At 66.3% G+C, this 15995-nt stretch carries 17 protein-coding genes; 14 read left to right on the plus strand and 3 right to left on the minus strand.

Features of this window, described 5'->3' with window-relative positions:
• The 3 genes from QSK34_RS17220 to QSK34_RS17230 form a co-directional block, all read left to right on the plus strand.
• Positions 1-322: universal stress protein (locus tag QSK34_RS17220; RefSeq protein ID WP_285585309.1), on the plus strand; the 322-nt coding region annotated here is incomplete at its 5' end.
• Positions 323-348: 26 nt separating this feature from the next.
• Positions 349-1203 (plus strand): universal stress protein, encoded by an 855-nt coding sequence (locus tag QSK34_RS17225; RefSeq protein ID WP_285585310.1) that lies wholly within the window; start codon positions 349-351, stop codon positions 1201-1203.
• Between the two features lie 31 nt (positions 1204-1234).
• Positions 1235-1666 (plus strand): CBS domain-containing protein, encoded by a 432-nt coding sequence (locus tag QSK34_RS17230; RefSeq protein WP_285585311.1) that lies wholly within the window; start codon positions 1235-1237, stop codon positions 1664-1666.
• 26 nt (positions 1667-1692) lie between these two features.
• Here QSK34_RS17230 and QSK34_RS17235 read toward each other — a convergent pair whose 3' ends face one another.
• The gene (locus QSK34_RS17235; protein WP_285585312.1) at positions 1693-3249 is read right to left on the minus strand and encodes an Acg family FMN-binding oxidoreductase; all 1557 of its coding nucleotides are present in this window, start codon (positions 3247-3249) and stop codon (positions 1693-1695) included.
• A 120-nt stretch (positions 3250-3369) separates the two neighbouring features.
• Here QSK34_RS17235 and QSK34_RS17240 point away from each other — a divergent pair, with 120 nt between their 5' ends.
• A complete protein-coding gene (locus tag QSK34_RS17240) occupies positions 3370-3804 on the plus strand; it encodes a pyridoxamine 5'-phosphate oxidase family protein (RefSeq protein WP_285585313.1) in 435 nt (144 codons plus the stop codon).
• Positions 3805-3975: 171 nt separating this feature from the next.
• On the plus strand, positions 3976-4638 hold the full coding sequence (locus QSK34_RS17245) for an HAD family hydrolase (protein ID WP_285585314.1): 663 nt from the start codon (positions 3976-3978) through the stop codon (positions 4636-4638).
• On the opposite strand, the gene QSK34_RS17250 is transcribed toward QSK34_RS17245, so the two are convergent.
• The gene (locus QSK34_RS17250) at positions 4619-5881 is read right to left on the minus strand and encodes an NsdA family TPR-like regulatory protein (RefSeq protein ID WP_285585315.1); all 1263 of its coding nucleotides are present in this window, start codon (positions 5879-5881) and stop codon (positions 4619-4621) included. The genes QSK34_RS17245 and QSK34_RS17250 overlap by 20 nt on opposite strands.
• Before the next feature lie 667 nt (positions 5882-6548).
• Here QSK34_RS17250 and QSK34_RS17255 point away from each other — a divergent pair.
• From QSK34_RS17255 to QSK34_RS17295, 9 genes are all read left to right on the plus strand, one after another.
• A complete protein-coding gene (locus tag QSK34_RS17255) occupies positions 6549-6764 on the plus strand; it encodes a hypothetical protein (RefSeq protein ID WP_285585316.1) in 216 nt (71 codons plus the stop codon).
• Positions 6764-7081: a hypothetical protein gene (locus tag QSK34_RS17260; RefSeq protein ID WP_285585317.1), complete on the plus strand. Its 318-nt coding sequence runs from the start codon at positions 6764-6766 to the stop codon at positions 7079-7081. Before QSK34_RS17255 ends, QSK34_RS17260 begins: the two co-directional genes overlap by 1 nt.
• A 151-nt stretch (positions 7082-7232) precedes the next feature.
• Entirely contained in the window at positions 7233-8171 is a 939-nt protein-coding gene (locus tag QSK34_RS17265; protein WP_285585318.1) for an NAD-dependent epimerase/dehydratase family protein, read from the plus strand.
• A gap of 3 nt (positions 8172-8174) precedes the next feature.
• Positions 8175-8450, plus strand: coding sequence for a MoaD/ThiS family protein (locus QSK34_RS17270; RefSeq protein WP_285585319.1), 276 nt, complete (start codon positions 8175-8177; stop codon positions 8448-8450).
• A gap of 2 nt (positions 8451-8452) precedes the next feature.
• Complete coding sequence (locus QSK34_RS17275; protein WP_285585320.1) at positions 8453-9343, plus strand: formylglycine-generating enzyme family protein; 891 nt, start codon at positions 8453-8455, stop codon at positions 9341-9343.
• A gap of 10 nt (positions 9344-9353) precedes the next feature.
• Positions 9354-10292: an NAD-dependent epimerase/dehydratase family protein gene (locus QSK34_RS17280; RefSeq protein WP_285585321.1), complete on the plus strand. Its 939-nt coding sequence runs from the start codon at positions 9354-9356 to the stop codon at positions 10290-10292.
• 23 nt (positions 10293-10315) lie between these two features.
• Positions 10316-11026: a PIG-L deacetylase family protein gene (locus QSK34_RS17285; protein WP_285585322.1), complete on the plus strand. Its 711-nt coding sequence runs from the start codon at positions 10316-10318 to the stop codon at positions 11024-11026.
• A 105-nt stretch (positions 11027-11131) separates the two neighbouring features.
• Positions 11132-13492: an AAA family ATPase gene (locus QSK34_RS17290; protein ID WP_285585323.1), complete on the plus strand. Its 2361-nt coding sequence runs from the start codon at positions 11132-11134 to the stop codon at positions 13490-13492.
• 350 nt (positions 13493-13842) lie between these two features.
• On the plus strand, positions 13843-14955 hold the full coding sequence (locus QSK34_RS17295; RefSeq protein WP_285585324.1) for a hypothetical protein: 1113 nt from the start codon (positions 13843-13845) through the stop codon (positions 14953-14955).
• 381 nt (positions 14956-15336) lie between these two features.
• Here QSK34_RS17295 and QSK34_RS17300 read toward each other — a convergent pair whose 3' ends face one another.
• Positions 15337-15891 carry a P-loop nucleotide/nucleoside kinase family protein gene (locus tag QSK34_RS17300; protein ID WP_285585325.1) on the minus strand — a complete coding sequence of 185 codons (555 nt, stop codon included), beginning with the start codon at positions 15889-15891 and terminating at the stop codon, positions 15337-15339.
• Between the last annotated feature and the right edge of the window lie 104 nt (positions 15892-15995).

Genomic DNA, 15995 nt, shown 5'->3' on the forward strand with positions numbered 1-15995 from the left:
ACTCCGGCAGCTCCCGCTGGTGGCGGTCCGGTGTGGCCTGACCGCCCCGTCGTTCGGCACCTCGATGGCGCTGGTCCCCGACCTGACCCTGGCGGAGGAGGAGCTCGGGGAGGCGCTCACCGCCTGGCAGGAGCGCTACCCGGAGGTCCGAGTCAGCGCCAGGGTCACCCTCGACGCCCCACGTGAGGCCCTGACCAGCCTGTCGAAGCAGGCCGGACTCATCGTGGTGGGACGCCGCCGCTTCGGCCACCTGGGTTCGACCGCCGACCCGGTGCTCCGGCACGCCTCCTGCCCCGTCGCCGTCGTCGCGATGGCGGACTGAGACACCCTGGGGAAGGGAGAGCGACCATGACTTCGACCATCGTCGTGGGCGTCGACGGATCGACGCCCTCACTCGCCGCCGTCGAATACGCGGCGCGCGACGCGGCCCGCAGGAACGCCGCCCTGCGGATCATCCACGTCTGGCCGCCCCTCACCGTGGGCGACCACGAAGTGCACGCCACCGAGCGCAGACACCACGAAGGCATCGTCGCCGAGGCCCAGCGCCGGGCCTGGGAGTGCGCCACGGACATCGAGATCAGCGCCCAGCTGATCAGGGGCGATGTTATCGATCGGCTCAATCAGGAGGCGATAGGCGCCGACGAGGTCGTGATCGGTTCCAGGGGCATGGGCGGCTTCGCCGGCCTGATCCTCGGATCGGTCGGCCTGGCCCTCGCGGGCCACACCGCGGGCCCGGTCGTCGTCGTCCGCAAGTCCCCCCGGCACACCTACGGGGAGCTCGTGGTCGGTTACGACGGCAGCGAGGAGTCAGAGACGGCACTCGACTACGCCTTCTCCGAAGCCCAACGGCGCCAAGCCCGGCTCAAGCTCGTGTACGCCTGGCAACCGCCGGCGCTCGCGGCCTCCGCCGCCGGCTACGGCGCCTTGATCCAGCACTTGTTCGACGAGCGGACGACCTTCGTCCGGCAGCAACTGGCCCCGTGGACCGAGAAGTTCCCCGCGGTTGCGGTCGAGCACGTGGCCGTGTGCGGTCATCCGGTGTACGTCCTGTCGGAGGAGTCCCGCACGGCCGATCTGGTGATCGTCGGTTCACGTGGCCGCGGGGTCATCCGCTCGACGGCTCTGGGATCGGTGGGATACGGCCTGCTGCACCGGGCACACTGCCCGGTCGCCATCGTCACCGAAAAGGAGGACCGGCGATGATCGATCCGCGACGCTCACCGCTCAGGACGTCATGACACGGGTGGTCGTGACGGTCACCCCGGACGAGTCCCCGATCATGGCCTGGGAGCTCATGCGCAAGGGCGGGATGCACCACATCGCGGTCGTCGGCCCGAGCCGTTGGCCGCACGGGATCCTGTCGATGCAGGACATCGCCACCGGCTGCTCGGGCACCCTGGCCGATCTGTCCCGCCGCAAGGTGGGCGACCTCATCAAATCGACGCTCACCCCGCGCGTTCCGCTCGACCGGCCACTCGCCGGCGTGGCCGCCGTGATGCTCGATTCCGGCCGCGACGCCGTCCCGGTGGTCGACGAGCACTGCCGGGCGGTCGGCCTGATCACCACGGTCGACGTCCTCCGCGCCGTCGCCGGCCGGATCTCGCCGGGATCAGGCGGGTCCAGCGACGTCCATCCGGCCCTGTTCCGGGTGGAGCCCGTGACCTGACGTCAGTCGTGGCCGTGTTCCGGCGTCTAGGAGAGGACCTCCACCAGAGGGCGCCGGAACACCTGCGGTGTACCGGCGCAATAGCCCAGGCGCAGGATGATCTGCGGATACTCTCCCGAGCAGAGTTCGGTGCGGACGAACTCGCGCAAGAGCGGATATTCCAGCAGCTGGGTGTGGAACGCGGCGCGTACGCCCTGGGAGGAGGCGTACAGAAGCACCGATTCCAGCGCCTGCCCCGTCTGCACCCAGTCCACCTGCGCGTCACCGACGGTGGTGAACAACACCACCACACCGGTCTCCGCCGACTGACCGGCTTCGCCACCCCATCCCTGCCCCCGGCTGTAGTCGCGCTGGGCGAACTCTGGACGGGCCCCTGGGTCGCGCCGGGGATAGGCCTCCGCTGGTACGCCGTCTCGGCGCGAGCTACCGGGACGCAGCCCCCAGCGGATCATCTCCATCTCGAACTCCGGATCCCGTGCCTGCAACTCCTGCGCCACCGTGGTCAGCGCGGCCAGAATCGTCACGTCGGTCGCCGATCTGAGCGGCATCAGCCGGACGTTCTCCATGGCGGCCACCCGCACCAGCGAATCGAGCACCGCCTCCGGTAGGGGCCGATCGGAGAAGCCGCCCCGATGGGTGCGCCGTCGCGGAATCTCATCCCGCAGGGCGCAGACCTCCTCCACTGCGGGTTCCTCAGGGCCGACGCGTACGGTGGCGACCAGACCAGGACGATCGGGGTCGGGCAGCGTCCGTACCACCGGCCGATGACCGGTCGCGCGCACCAGCGTCCGCATGTTGAACAGCGCCGCACCGCAGCTGATGGTCAACTGCCGTCCCTGCGGATCGCTCACGGGAAGCCGACGGTCGGCATCGGAGCGCAGGCAGATCTCCTCACCGTCGATGGCGAACGACCACGGTTGTGAGTTGTGGATCGACGGCGCCCACGTCGCCGCCTCCACGACGGCCTCCAGGCCATCGCCGCGCTGGTCGGGCACATCCTCACCGTCAGGGAAGGTCAGATCGCAGTCGACCTTCACGACGCCGTCGACGCCTCGGACGGCTTCGACCAGATGGGCGACCGGCGTACCGGCCGGGACCTCACCGCTGATGCCGACCCTGCCCTGGTCGATCGAGATCGTCAGACTGGCCGGATCCAGGTGGGCCGCCTCGCGGATCGTCGCGTCGACCTCACGCCGTACCTCCCCCGACAAGCTGTCGAAGATCGAGACCGCGTCGTCCTGCGTCACCACTCCCACAAACCTGCCATCAGCCGGATCGACCACGGGCAGTTCCCGAAGCCGGTGGCAGTACATAAGCCGTGCGGCCTCCCGGGCCGTCACGCCGGGCGTGACCGTCACCGCCGGTGACCTCATCAACTCCCCGGCCGTACGCCCGCCACCGGACCCGCCCTCAGCATGCAGAGCCTCCTCGGGCACGACACCGATCGGCCGACTCTCGTCATCAAGGACGGTGACCGCAGTGAGCCGGTATTTGTCCATCGCGGACGCGATCTCCGCGCACCGCGTTCCCGGCCGTACGGCGACCGCGTTCTGGCTCATCAACTGTCCGACCTTGATCGTCATTCGGACCACCCTTCCCATACTCCGCGGCCGGGCAACGGTAGAATGCTGAGAAGTATCATTTCTTCCTTCCTAGCAGACTGAAGTCAGCCGGATGAAACCTGGGTGAGGAAAGGAATCCCGTTGAACGCAGAGCGCGAAACAGGTGCGAGCACCCTTGAAGAACTGACTGAGCAGGAGTGTTACGAGCGCATCGAACCGGGCGGCATCGGCCGGGTGGCCTTCGGCGGAGCGCCTGGTCCCACGGTTTTCCCGGTGAATTACCGATTGATCGACGGCCAGGTTGTGTTCCGTATCCGCAAAGGCGGAACCATGGATCAGAGCCTGCAATCTGGAATCGACGATCTGGAAGTAAAAATAGCATTTCAAATTGACCGGATCGACGAGCAGAACCACGAAGGCTGGAGCGTCCTCATTCAGGGACCCGCCCATCATGTCTCCGAGGATGAGCTACGCGGCGCGACAGCCGACGTCCATTCGTGGGCTGGGGACGACCGCGACCACTACGTCCGTATCGCACCCCTAAGCGTGACCGGTCGCAAGATCAACCGAATCTAGGTGCGGGAGTCGCCGCTGCCGACCAGCGCTCCTTGATCGACCAGCTCGATACGACGCAGCAGGGGGTCTGGCCGGACACCACCGCCGAGGCCAACCTCAGGACTCTCGATCAGCGGGCGCGGGGCGTTGGAAGCGTGAAGGCAGTGAGAGCCTTGCCCATAGGCTGTCGACATGATCCGTGCCGTTGTCTTCGATGTCGGCGAATGCCTGGTCGACGAAAGCCGCGAATACGGCACGTGGGCCGACTGGCTCGGCGTCCCCCGCCACACCTTCAGCGCCGTGTTCGGCGCGGTCATCGCCCAGGGCCGCGACTACCGTGACACCTTCCAGGTCTTCCGCCCTGACTTCGATCTCTACGAACAGCGGGAAGCCCGCGCCGCCGCCGGACAGCCCGAAACCTTCGGCGAAGAGGACCTCTACGATGACGTCCGCCCCGCCCTGGCCGAGCTCCGCGCCAACGGCCTTTGGCTGGGCATCGCCGGCAATCAGACCGTCCGGGCCGGACGCATCCTGCGCACCCTGTTCTCGGAGGACGTCGACCTCATCGGCACCTCGGACGACTGGGGAGCGTCCAAGCCGGACCCGGAGTTCTTCAAGCGGGTCGCCGAAGTGGTCCCCTTCGAGATGGATGAGATCCTCTACGTCGGTGACCGTCTGGACAACGACATCCTTCCGGCCACCGCCGCCGGAATGCCCACGGCCCTGATTCGCCGTGGGCCTTGGGGTACGATCCAGCAATCCCACCCCGACGCCGACCGCATCCCGTCCATCCGCATCGACTCGCTGACGGAACTGCCGGGAAGGATCCGGGCCTTCAACGCTGAAGCGCGTTGACCGTGGTGCGCCATTCGTACAGACGGTTGTCGAGCTCCATCACGCAGTCCAGGTCGGACCACTGATCCATGGACCGGCGCAGGTCCCGGACACGCTCCATGCCCGCCGCATACCAGGTGACCGCGAGCTGATCCAGCGCGTCGATGGCACGTGCGCACGCCGCTTCGGCATGGCCTTCAGCCGCCTCCACAGCGGCCAGGTCGCCGAGCACGACGGTGCGCTGTTTGCGCTCCTCGTCGGAGAGCTGCTCCAGGGCCGCCAGCAGAGTCGCTCTGGCCTGCGGGAGGTGACCGGCCTTGAGCTGGGTGTTCCCCTTGAAGGCCGCCAGGCGCACCGGCGAGAACCAGTCGAACCACTCGGGCAGCGGTACATCAGCCGCGTCGGCCAGCGCCTCCTCTCCCCGGCCGATCGACTTCAGGGCCTCGCGGTGTTTCCCGCATCGCGTCTCGCACTCGGCCTCCACGGCGTGAAGCCATGCCGTGAACTGAGCCGGGACGCCCTCCGCCCGGCGCGCGTAAACGCGGGCCGCGCGTAGCCGTTCCGCTGCGGCTTCCCGTTCGCCGGCCCATCCGGGTACGAACGCCGAGTGCGCGAGGATGGCCGATCCGAGAAGCTGGTTGTCCGCCGCTCCGGCCGCCTGGAGGGCCTCGACGAAATGGCCTTCCGCGTCGTCTGGCTGCCGGAGGTCGAAGAACTCGATACGCCCCACGAGCAGCAACGACTCCGCCAATGCGGCGGCGAGGGTGTGCCGCGGGGCGCCGGCCATCTCGCTGAGCAACTGGACACCGAGCCGGGCGTGCTCGGCGACGGAGGCCCGGATGGTGGGCGGCTGGACACGCCAGTAGAGCCGCCGGTGCGACCGTGTCACGTTCGCATAGTCGAGGGCGATGGAGGCGGGCTGTGTCCCGTTCGCCGAGGACGGCAGAGGCAGCGGCATGGCGGCACTCTGCCCGGCGCGGGCGGGGGCAGACGGACGTTCGCTCTTCGCGCCCCACGGCGGGGTGAAGCCGAGCTGTTCGATCGGCAGACCGAGGGTGTGCTCAAGAAGGCGCTGGTGGGTGGCGTGCGGCCATGGCGGAGTCGGGCTTTCCCATCGTCGTACCTGCCGGAGGCTCACCTCGGCGTCGGTGATGCCGAGGTCGAGACCGGCCCGCGCGAGGGCGTCGACGAGCGCCTGTTGTGAGGCGTACCCAGCATGCTGCCGGGCTGCCTTGAGCTGGATGTTGCCGGCCTCTCTCGCCATAAGGGCTCCCCGAGACGGATGGACTGCGTGAGGACTCCAGAGTCATGGAGAAAGGCCTATTCGGCAACCCTGAGCAATCAATTGCTCACGCGAAGTCCTCAAAATGGCCTATTGACGTCCTCTGCATGGCCTTCCGAAGTGCCTTTTTGTGATCGCACCATTACAGGCGTCGAACTCCGCGCTCACAGAGAGGCGGGCCCGCCCGGCGCTGCGAACGACCGGACGAGCCCTTGATCAGGATGGAGCCTGACCCGTGGCCAACCCTAGTGCGACCCTCGAACGAGATACCGCGCAGTCGCACAACTGCGCCTGCTTCGGCCAATCGGCGCCCATGCCCATGGGATGCGGCCTCTGCGGACACGCGCCCTACGCACACGCCTGCTCCCACCAGGACGACCACGATTACGTCCCGCCGACCTCTGCTCAGGCGGCAGAGCGCCTCGCCGCTCGCCGCGCCGCGGGGCCGCAGCCGCTTCCCCGGCCGAGTGCTCCGACGGCGGTCGAGCCCTCGGAGGAGACCCCGGCTCTCGTGCCCGCGCAGCGTCGCCGCAGCGAACGCCCTGTTTCCCGCACGCGGCCGACGCCTCACCGCCCGCCGAACCGGCCCCTGTCATCCGCGGCACGACGCCCCTCCGCCCCTTCCCCCCGGATTCCGGAGGTCAGCACCATGGCCAGGCCCGCACCCGAAGTCCCCGAGACGTGGCGATACCTGACCAGTGATGTCGGCCGGTTGTGGGCCTGGCGGCGAGAACCGTTCGAAGAGATCGAGAAGCTGGCGGGAGCGGCCACGGCGGTCGATGCCGATGACCTCGGGGCACTGGCGAGGGAGATCAACCGGCAGGAGCGGATCGCCGAAGAGGCCGGCCAGGAGCCTGCGTCGTGATGGTGCTACGGAGAGCCCTCGACCGGTTCCGGCGGCCCCAGGGCAACCATCACCCGGGCTCATCCCCCATCGCCCGGCCGGACCGACGCATCGACCACTACACCGGCCACCGGTTCGCCGATGAGCTCAACCGTGAACATCCCGGCTGGCTGGTGATGTGGCTGACGTGGCAGCGCGAGTTCTGCGCCATCGCCCAGTGGCCGGTCGACAAGCCCCTCGTCATCACCGCTGCCACGCAGAAGGACCTTCGCCGAGAACTCCTCGAAGCGGAGATGAGCCTCATCCGTTCCGGCGTCCTGCCGCCTCAGTACCCCTGACGTACGGCCCTGCTGAATCGAGGAGGGGACAGCGGGGCCGTACCGGAGGAGCCTTCCTCCTCCGGCGGCGTCGCACCGACCAACCGCCGTGCGACGCCGCCACCTCCCCTCACCTGCGCGAACTCGTCCTGTCTCGTATCGAGAGGAATCCATGAGCTCACGACACGTTCTTGTCACGGGCGGTGCCGGCTTCATCGGCACCCACCTGTGCACGGCCCTGCTCGAACGCGGTGATCGCGTCACCGCCCTCGACGATCTGTCCGCCGGACACCTCCCCGCTCTGGACGGACTGCTCGTCCACGACCGCTTCACGCTGCTGAAGCAGGACGTCGTCGAGCCGATCGACTGCGGCCCGGTGGATGCCGTGGTGCACATGGCCATCCCGGTCGGACCCGAGGTCGTCACCCGGCATCCTGTCGAGACGCTGCGCGCCGGTTCCATCGGCACACTCAACGCACTGGACGTGGCCGCCGAGCAGGGCGCCCGGTTCCTATGCCTGTCGTCCTCCGAGATCTACGGCGACCCACTGGTGCACCCACAGCACGAGGACTACCGGGGCAACGTCGACCCCACGGCCCCGCTGGGCTGCTACGACGAGGGCAAACGCTTCGCCGAGGCGGCCACCTTCGCCTACCGGCGGCAGCACGGCCTCAACGGCGGCATCGTCCGGCCGTTCAACGTCTACGGCCCCGGCATGTACGCCGACGACCGCCGCGTAGTGCCCGCCTTCATCCGCCAAGCCCTCGCCGGAGCCACGCTGACGTTGCACGGTGGCGGCACCCAGACCCGTTCACTCTGCTATATCGACGATTTCGTCACCGGCCTGATCGCCATGCTCGACTCCGCCGAAGCGGGCCCCGTGAATCTGGGATCGGATGAGGAGATCACCATCCGCGACCTCGCCGACCTGGTCGTGGACGTGGCCGGATCCGGCGCGGTGGAGGTCGTCGCAGGCCGTGCCCAGGACTCCTCCGTTCGCTGCCCCGACCTCAGCAGGGCCCGGAAGCTCCTCGGCTGGTCCCCCACGACGACGCTGCGGACGGGCATCGAGCGCACCATCACCTGGGCCCGCGAAGACCAGGCGGCCTGAGCCGTGACCGTCATCGTGATCCCGTCGGCGTGGCGCACCGCCGCCGGGATCGGAGACCTGACGCTGACCTGCGCCGCGGAAACCGTCGGCCAAGCCGTCGAGTGGCTGGCCGAGACCTATCCGCCGCTTCGGCAGCGTGTGCTGGCAGAACCGGACCGGCTGGCGAACTGGGTGAACGTCTTCGTCGACGGCGAGGACATTCGCGAACTGGACGGCCTGGACACCCTGTTGCCGTCCGACAATCAGATCATCGTGCTTCCGGCACTGGCAGGAGGCTGACCGTGATCAAGGAGAACATGGTCGCCATCCCGGCCTGCCAAGTGCCGATCGGCTCCCCCAGCGCCCATCTGAATCAGCTCGAACGCGCCCAGTCCTACCCACGCTCTTGGTTCGCCGACGAAACGCCCCGGCATCTGGTCTCGATGGAGCCCTTCCTGCTCGATCGCCATCCCGTCACCAACGCCGCCTTCAGCCTGTTCGTCCAGGCCAGCGGCTACCAGACGGAGGCCGAACAACGCGGGTTCGGTCTGGTGTACGGCGAACGTTTCTGGGAGGAACGTCCCGTCGCCTGCTGGTCCTCACCCGCCGGAGCCGGAAGCGACCTGGACGGGTACGAGCATCACCCGGTCGTGCACGTCGCCCGCGCCGACGCCGAGGCGTACTGCGAATGGGCTGGCAAACGCCTGCCGACGGAGGCCGAGTGGGAGTACGCCGCGCACGGCTCCCGCTGGCAGCAATGGCCGTGGGGAGCCGCCTTCGACCACTCTCTGGTCAACTGCGTGGGCGACGGAGCCAACGACCTGAACGACTGGCACACCTGGTGGGCCGAACAGAACCACCACCGGCCCAAGACCACCCCGGTCGGCGCGTTCTCGCCGGGTGGCGACTCGCCTTTCGGCGTCACTGACATGGCCGGCAACGTCGCCGAATGGGTCGCCGACACCTACACGTTGTACGACGCCAAGGTCCAGTGCGACCCGATCTTCCGCATGGCCCAAGGACGCTACGGCGTGCTGCGCGGCGGCGGCTGGATGAATCTGCGCTGGCAGGTCCGCACCAGCGAACGCATCGCGTGCGACCCGGCCTACAGCACGTGGGCCATCGGCTTCCGCTGCGCCGCAGACATCGACGTGCTCAACGATCAGCCGGACCACAATGATGATCAGACCTAGGCTCACCGCCATGCGCGCACTCGTCACCGGCGGAGCCGGCTTCATCGGCTCCCACCTGACCGACGCCCTCATCGCCCAAGGCGCTACAGTCACCGTCCTCGACACCCTCACCAGCGGACGCCGCGAACGCCTGCCCGACGGCACCGACCTGCGGCAGATCGACATCACCAACGCCTCCGCGATCACCGCCGTCATCGAGGAGACCAGGCCGGAGGTGGTCTTCCACCTGGCCGCCCAGATCGACGTCCGGGCCTCGGTCGCCGACCCCGCCCACGATGCCGCCGTCAACATCGGCGGCACCATCGCCTTGCTCGAAGCCGCCCGAACCGTGGACGCCCGCCTGGTGTTCGCCAGCACCGGCGGCGCCCTGTATGGCATGGACGTGCCCATCCCGTCGGACGAGCAGGTGCCGCCCGCACCCGAGGCGCCCTACGGGACGGCCAAGTACTGCGCTGAGCAGTACCTGGCCCTGTTCAACCGGCTCCACGGAACCCGGCACATCGCCCTGCGCCTGGGCAACGTCTACGGACCCCGCCAGGACCCCGCCGGTGAAGCCGGAGTCGTGTCGATCTTCTCCGGTCGCGTCCACGATGGTTACGAGCCGACCGTCTACGGCGACGGCACCCAGACCCGCGACTACGTCTACGTCAGAGACGTGGTCACCGCCTTCCTTGCAGCCGGTACTACGGAACAAGGCGGCACCTGGAACATCGGCGCCGGCCGAGAAACCAGCGTCCTGGACCTGATCAAGCACATCAGCCAGGCCGCCGGTCGAGAGATCACACCGATCTACGCCCCGGCCCGGCCTGGCGAGCTCCAGCGCAGCGCCCTGGACGCGACCGCGGCGCGGAACGACCTCGGCTGGTTCCCAACGACCTCCGTCGCCGAAGGCATCGACCGCGTCTATGCGTGGGTGCGAGAAGGCCGACCCGACCGAACCACGCCATAACCTGCAAAGCGAAGGGGCGAGGTATGACGATCAACTGGAGTGACCAGCGGGCGCTCATCCTCGCCCCACATCCCGACGACGAGGTGATCGGCTGCGGTGGCCTCATCTCCCGTATCGCTGAGGCAGGCGGCCAGGTGCACGTCATGTACTTGACCATCGGAGAGAACGTCTCGCATGCGAGTCCCGGCTTCTCCACCCGGGCGGAGAACCTGCACGAGATCGACCAGGTAGCCGCCCATCTCCGGATCACGTCCTGGCATGTAGCCCTACCGGGGATCCGCCAGCTCACCCTCGACCACGTTCCGCGCCGAACGCTGACCGCTGTGATCGAGGATGCCACCCCGATCTCGCTGACCACGCTCAAACCCACGTTGATCGCCTTTCCCCACCCGACCAGTTACAACCAGGACCATCAAGCCGTCGCTGAAGCCGCCGTCACCGCGCTACGTCCCAGCGACCGCCGTAAGAGACCCCACCCCGCGATCGTCCTTGCTTTCGAAGAGGCCGCCGACCAATGGCGGCTCACGTCCACCCCGCCACCCGCCTTCTACGTCGAACTTGAGACGCGTCACTTGAACGCCAAACTCGAGGCGATGGACTTGTACGCCAGCCAACGCCGCGATCACCCACACACCCGCTCAGATGAGACCCTCCGCAGCCTGGCCGTCCTACGTGGCATGCAATGCGGAGTGACGGCTGCCGAAGCTTTCGAGTGTGTCCAGTTGATGGCCTGAACCGCCTCTTCAACGGCCCGGCTCATAGCGTCGAGTTTTGTCGTATCCGAGCGTTACCCTTGCTGACCGTCCGTCAGGGTCTCGCCGGCTGGAAAAGAGGCACGAATGATCATCGCCGCTGTCCTCATTCGCTTCTTCCGCTCATTCAACTTCGACTACCTGCGCAAGGCCCATGACGGCTTCGTCCCCGATCCGTGGGACGTGCTGGAGTCGAACGATTTGCAGTATCCCTTTGTCCGGGTGCCGCTCGAAAGCAGCGTGACCACCGTGGTGGGCGCCAATGAGTCAGGGAAGAGCCAGCTGCTCTCCGCGATCAAATGCGCGCTCACGGGAGCTGGTATCAAGCGGGGAGACTTCTGCCGCTACTCACAGTTCTTCGCGGTCAACAAGTCGATGGCCCACCCCGACTTCGGGCTTGAATTCAGGAATCTGGACCAGGGCCAGCAGGAGGCCCTGGCCAAGGTCTGCAAGACCACCCCCGATGACGTGTCGAGCTCCTTCATGATGTTCCGCATCAACGGCAAGGAACCCGAGATCTACCTCCCTCGGAGCTCCGGCTGGGAACGGTATGTGGTCCATGACAGGAAGGTGTTCGCTTCTCTTCTGCCTCAGTGGTTTGAGATCGACCGGGATGTGGCGTTGCCGGACAGCGTGCCGCTGAAATACCTCGCCGAAGGAAAGCTGTCGGTGGAGACCGGCCCGCGGAAGGAACGCCATTCGTTCCTCAAGCTGGTCCTCGAGAACGCTCCCGCATGGTTCGGAGGGACCACCGAACAGACTCTCTCGGCGGCACCCGCGCTGATGAGCGCCTTCGCGGCCGCCAACGTGTCCACGGACGCCCACGATCGTCAGCTCGCCCTGGCCGACGATCTGCTGCTGAAGGTCGCCGGGATCAGTCGGGTGTCTTTCCAGGAACTCCTCAAGGCGGCCGAGGAAGGGCGAGAGGGGTTCGCCAACGGCATCGTCGAGCGGATGAACCACGCGCTCGCCACGACGCTCAACTTCCCGAAATGGTGGTCTCAGGACAACCAGTTCCAGCTCCTGCTCACCCTTCGCGACCAGGATCTGGTCTTCACCATCAGAGACCGCACGGGCACCGAGTATTCGGCCGATGAGCGGAGCGGCGGCCTAAAGTACTTCCTCAGCTACTTCGTGCAGTATCTGGCCCACGAGCCGCCGAAGTCCGGTGTCCCCGAAATCCTGCTCATGGATGAGCCAGACGCGTTCCTGTCGAGCACCGGCCAGCAGGACCTGCTCCGCATCTTCGAAGATTTCGCCAGCCCGCAGAATCCGGAACGTCGGCCGTGCCAGGTCGTCTACGTGACGCACTCACCGTTTCTGATCGACAAGAACCACGGCGAGCGTATTCGTGTTCTGGAGAAGGGCGATGGCGACGAAGGGACCCGCGTGGTCCGCAATGCCGCCCGCAACCACTACGAGCCCCTACGTTCGGCGTTCGGTAGCTTCGTCGCCGAGACGACCTTCATCGGGAACTGCAACTTGGTTCTCGAAGGCATGTCCGACCAGGTCATGCTCGCCGGGATGTCCGCGCGACTGCGCCGCCGGAAGGCAGCGTCAATGGACCACCTCGACCTCAACACACTGACCCTGGTCCCAGCCGGCTCCGCGCCGCACGTTCCCTACCTTGTCTATCTGGCTCGGGGACGGGACGTCGACCGGCCTGCGGTGATCGTCCTACTCGACAGCGACACATCCGGCGACCTGGCGGTTAAGGGACTCAAAAAGGGCCCGAACGGCAAGCCTGTGATCGCCGACAAGTTCGTCCTGCAGTTGGGTGACCTGCCCTCGGAAGGACTCACGAGCACCCTCCCGAAGGGTGTGGTCGCGATTGAGGACCTTGTCCCGCTCCCCATCGCACTCGCCGCGGTCAAACGATACGCCGACGAGTTCCTGTCCCAAGAGGAAGTCGTAGACCTTAAAGGGCTTGTCCCTGAAGACATCAACTTTGAGGGCACCTCAGGGACTCATGACGCGTTGGAGCGTGCGGCGGCGGCAAAGGTCCGGGGGTTCCATCTGGACAAAATCGGGTTCGCCCGCAGCGTCATGGACGCCGTCGATCACGACGACGACCTCGCCGATGCCGCGGCGATCATGGATGCCAACTTCAAAATCCTCTTCCGCGAACTCGGCCGTCGCCAGCGGCAGGCGCTGCGAGAGATGGCTACTGAGAAGATCAGCGCGAAGATCAAGAGGCTAAAGCGAGGGTTCGTGCTGGACCACCCTTCAAGCGCCACCCACGAACAAGCGACCCTCCTTCTTGAGGATATCGAGGCCGGGCTGGACAACTCGGTGGCAGCCGAGGACCTCAAGAGTCACATCCGAGCGATCCGGCGCGATTTCAAGCTCGAGGATGAGCCGAACGAGCCGATCTCGGACTTCAATGCCTTCCGAGACGCGCTGGAAACGCTCGCATACCAGCAAGTAAACCAGGTCCAGCAGCCCTAGGCTCGAATGCGCTTCGTAACCATGGCGCGGGTTCACGGCATCATGCAGGCACCGCCCACGCCCCCGTCCGGACAACCAGGAGTTACACACAGTTCGTTCAGGACAGAATTTGAGCCGCTCGGCTGGTGACAGAAGGGCCGCAGGGGACGAACAGCGATGACCGTAGCGAACAGCTGCAGCGTCACAAGATCGGCAGAGGATCGCCGGGCGCCGCAGCGCGTGGACAGCTGTGTCTCTCAAGGCCGGAACATCAATCGAAAGGCCGGCGCCCAGGCCCTTACTCACTCTGTCGTATGCGAGCGTAGATAGGAGGCTGCGTTTGATCCGAGACCGCGGCTACGCTCGCGCTCGTGGATCGCTACTTGTGGCTGCCGGATCACCAGCAGCATGTCGTCTACAGCCTCGCTCACTCCGATGAGCTGATCGCTCGTACCGGCCGAATCCTTCAGCACTTCACCGCGCAAGGCACACTGAATCTGGGAAACGTCGCTGTCGGCAACACAGCTAACGTGACGGTGACCGGCATAGCGTCTATTCCCCAGGCCATTCCACGACTGGCCGCAGACGCGCTCAACCAGTTGCGGTCCGCCCTCGAACACGTTGTTTACGCCGAGATCGTGCACCAAGTAGGGCGGCCGCTTACTCCTCAGGAAGCTCGCTGCATCGAGATGCCCGCAGCCGCAACTGCACATGACTTCGATAAGTGGCTGAAGCATCGCCATCGCAGTAGCCTGGCGCCGCTACAGCTCGGGGCCGCTCTGTGTGAACGACTTCGTGACCTTCAGCCGTTCCGGCACAGCGACCCCGAGCGACACCCACTCCGGGTTCTGGTCGAGCACACCAACTGGTCGAAGCACCGCACACCATCAGTCGCCGCCACGCTTATCGGCGCGGTGATCCCTGATGGGCCAGCTGCAGGCGTCGTGGTGTCAGCCAATCCGAACCGTCCAGTCGAGATTGGCGACGTACTGGCAAGCGGCCCGGCGGGCGTCAAAGTGCCCCTCGACATATGGCCCAAGATTTCTATTCGACGACCACACAGCGAGTCATGGCACATTCTGCTTCACGAGCTACGCGACCTTGAACAGTGGGTACGCGAGGTAGCGCTTCCGGTCCTGATTACAGGTACGAGCACAGATGTGCCGCCGCTGCCACCACATCTCGACACCACAATTGGATATGAGGACTTCCGTGCTGCATTGGCTGCGGCGCACCCGACTCCAGCTGCAGCCCGTGTGGCATGGGAACTGCAGGTTGAGGTCGCACGCAACAGTCTCGCAAGGATCATCACGCTCCACTCGGAAGATCCGAAGGACATCGATGCCATCAAAGAATGGACCGTCGGCCTTGACGCTGACGAAGTGCTCCAGAAGGTTGCTGGCCTGCAACTCACCGATCCGCGAGAACTGGACGCCGCCCTCCGAACCATGATCGCGGACGCGCGAGAGACCACCGAGAGGTAGCTGACAAAGCTCCAAGAACAAGAGCACTATTGGAGCGAACTTCTTCGGATCTGGCAGACCTGCTGCTAGTGGCGCGTGGGTGGCGCGGGCCGCGACCGGCCGAAGAGCCGCAGCGCGGCCCGCGACCGCCCGACGCGCGCCGGACCGCCGCAGGCGGGCCGGCCTTGATTACGTAGAGAAAATTCTCATCCAGCAGCCTGTACGACCGTGGTCCGGAGGCCCGTGAGTGAACAGGTTTAGGTCAAGGTTGCTCGTATGGCCGACCAGGCGAAGCCGTAACGGAAGAGAGATCTTGAACGGTGGCGGCGAAGAGCGACTGTTACGGCGGCACGCCTTGTCAGAGCGAAATCAGCGGCATTGGACGGTCGCGGAACAGATCGCTCATGTGAGGATCTGTTTGAGCGCCTCCCGTGTCTGGTCGGCGAGGCTGATGGCGGCGAACAGCGTATTGTCGAGGGTCAGGTGCGCGTCAGGGCTGTTGTTGAGTTTGAGCGCGGCAATGTAGCTGTCCCAGTTGGCCAGTTTCCAGGCATCACGTGGGGCTGCTCGGTGTTCGATGTACTCGCGCATCGTGTCGGGGTCGCAGGTCACCCATGCTGCCGCGACATCGACCCCCTTGGCGGCGCAGCGGTTGGTCAGCCGGGATAGCCAGGCGTCGTCGTGGAGTTCGGCGACGAGATTGGCCGACAGGATGGTTGAGGTCCCGACCGCGATGTTGTCGAAGGCCGCGTCCAGGAGGCACCGGTATTCCAGGGGGCGCACCTCGGTCAGGTAGAGATCGCTGTGCCGGTCGTGGGAGTCGCCCCCGAGGGTGGTCAGCAAACGTTCGGTGAGCGCGCGAGTCAGTGTGTCCTTGTCGAGCAGCGCCCAACCGGTGACGTCAGCCAGAAACCGCGCGAACTCGGTCCTGCCGGACCCGGAGTGTCCGCCGATCAAGATGAGGATCGGCCGCGGACTGGGACAGCGATGCCATGCGTCGACAACCCTTTGACGGAGCATGTCCAGCTCAGGACCGGGCGGGGAGAGACGGGCGGATAGTT

The organism is Herbidospora sp. NBRC 101105, assembly GCF_030269205.1.
GTDB lineage: Bacteria > Actinomycetota > Actinomycetes > Streptosporangiales > Streptosporangiaceae > Herbidospora > Herbidospora solisilvae.

What these genes read in the sequence shown, in the direction of transcription:
- QSK34_RS17225 (WP_285585310.1), top strand. Translation starts at nt 349, where the DNA reads ATGACTTCGACCATCGTCGTGGGCGTCGACGGATCGACGCCCTCACTC.
- QSK34_RS17230 (WP_285585311.1), top strand. Translation starts at nt 1,235, where the DNA reads ATGACACGGGTGGTCGTGACGGTCACCCCGGACGAGTCCCCGATCATG.
- QSK34_RS17235 (WP_285585312.1), bottom strand. Translation starts at nt 3,249, where the DNA reads ATGACGATCAAGGTCGGACAGTTGATGAGCCAGAACGCGGTCGCCGTA.
- QSK34_RS17245 (WP_285585314.1), top strand. Translation starts at nt 3,976, where the DNA reads ATGATCCGTGCCGTTGTCTTCGATGTCGGCGAATGCCTGGTCGACGAA.
- QSK34_RS17250 (WP_285585315.1), bottom strand. Translation starts at nt 5,881, where the DNA reads ATGGCGAGAGAGGCCGGCAACATCCAGCTCAAGGCAGCCCGGCAGCAT.
- QSK34_RS17255 (WP_285585316.1), top strand. Translation starts at nt 6,549, where the DNA reads ATGGCCAGGCCCGCACCCGAAGTCCCCGAGACGTGGCGATACCTGACC.
- QSK34_RS17260 (WP_285585317.1), top strand. Translation starts at nt 6,764, where the DNA reads ATGGTGCTACGGAGAGCCCTCGACCGGTTCCGGCGGCCCCAGGGCAAC.
- QSK34_RS17265 (WP_285585318.1), top strand. Translation starts at nt 7,233, where the DNA reads ATGAGCTCACGACACGTTCTTGTCACGGGCGGTGCCGGCTTCATCGGC.
- QSK34_RS17280 (WP_285585321.1), top strand. Translation starts at nt 9,354, where the DNA reads ATGCGCGCACTCGTCACCGGCGGAGCCGGCTTCATCGGCTCCCACCTG.
- QSK34_RS17285 (WP_285585322.1), top strand. Translation starts at nt 10,316, where the DNA reads ATGACGATCAACTGGAGTGACCAGCGGGCGCTCATCCTCGCCCCACAT.
- QSK34_RS17290 (WP_285585323.1), top strand. Translation starts at nt 11,132, where the DNA reads ATGATCATCGCCGCTGTCCTCATTCGCTTCTTCCGCTCATTCAACTTC.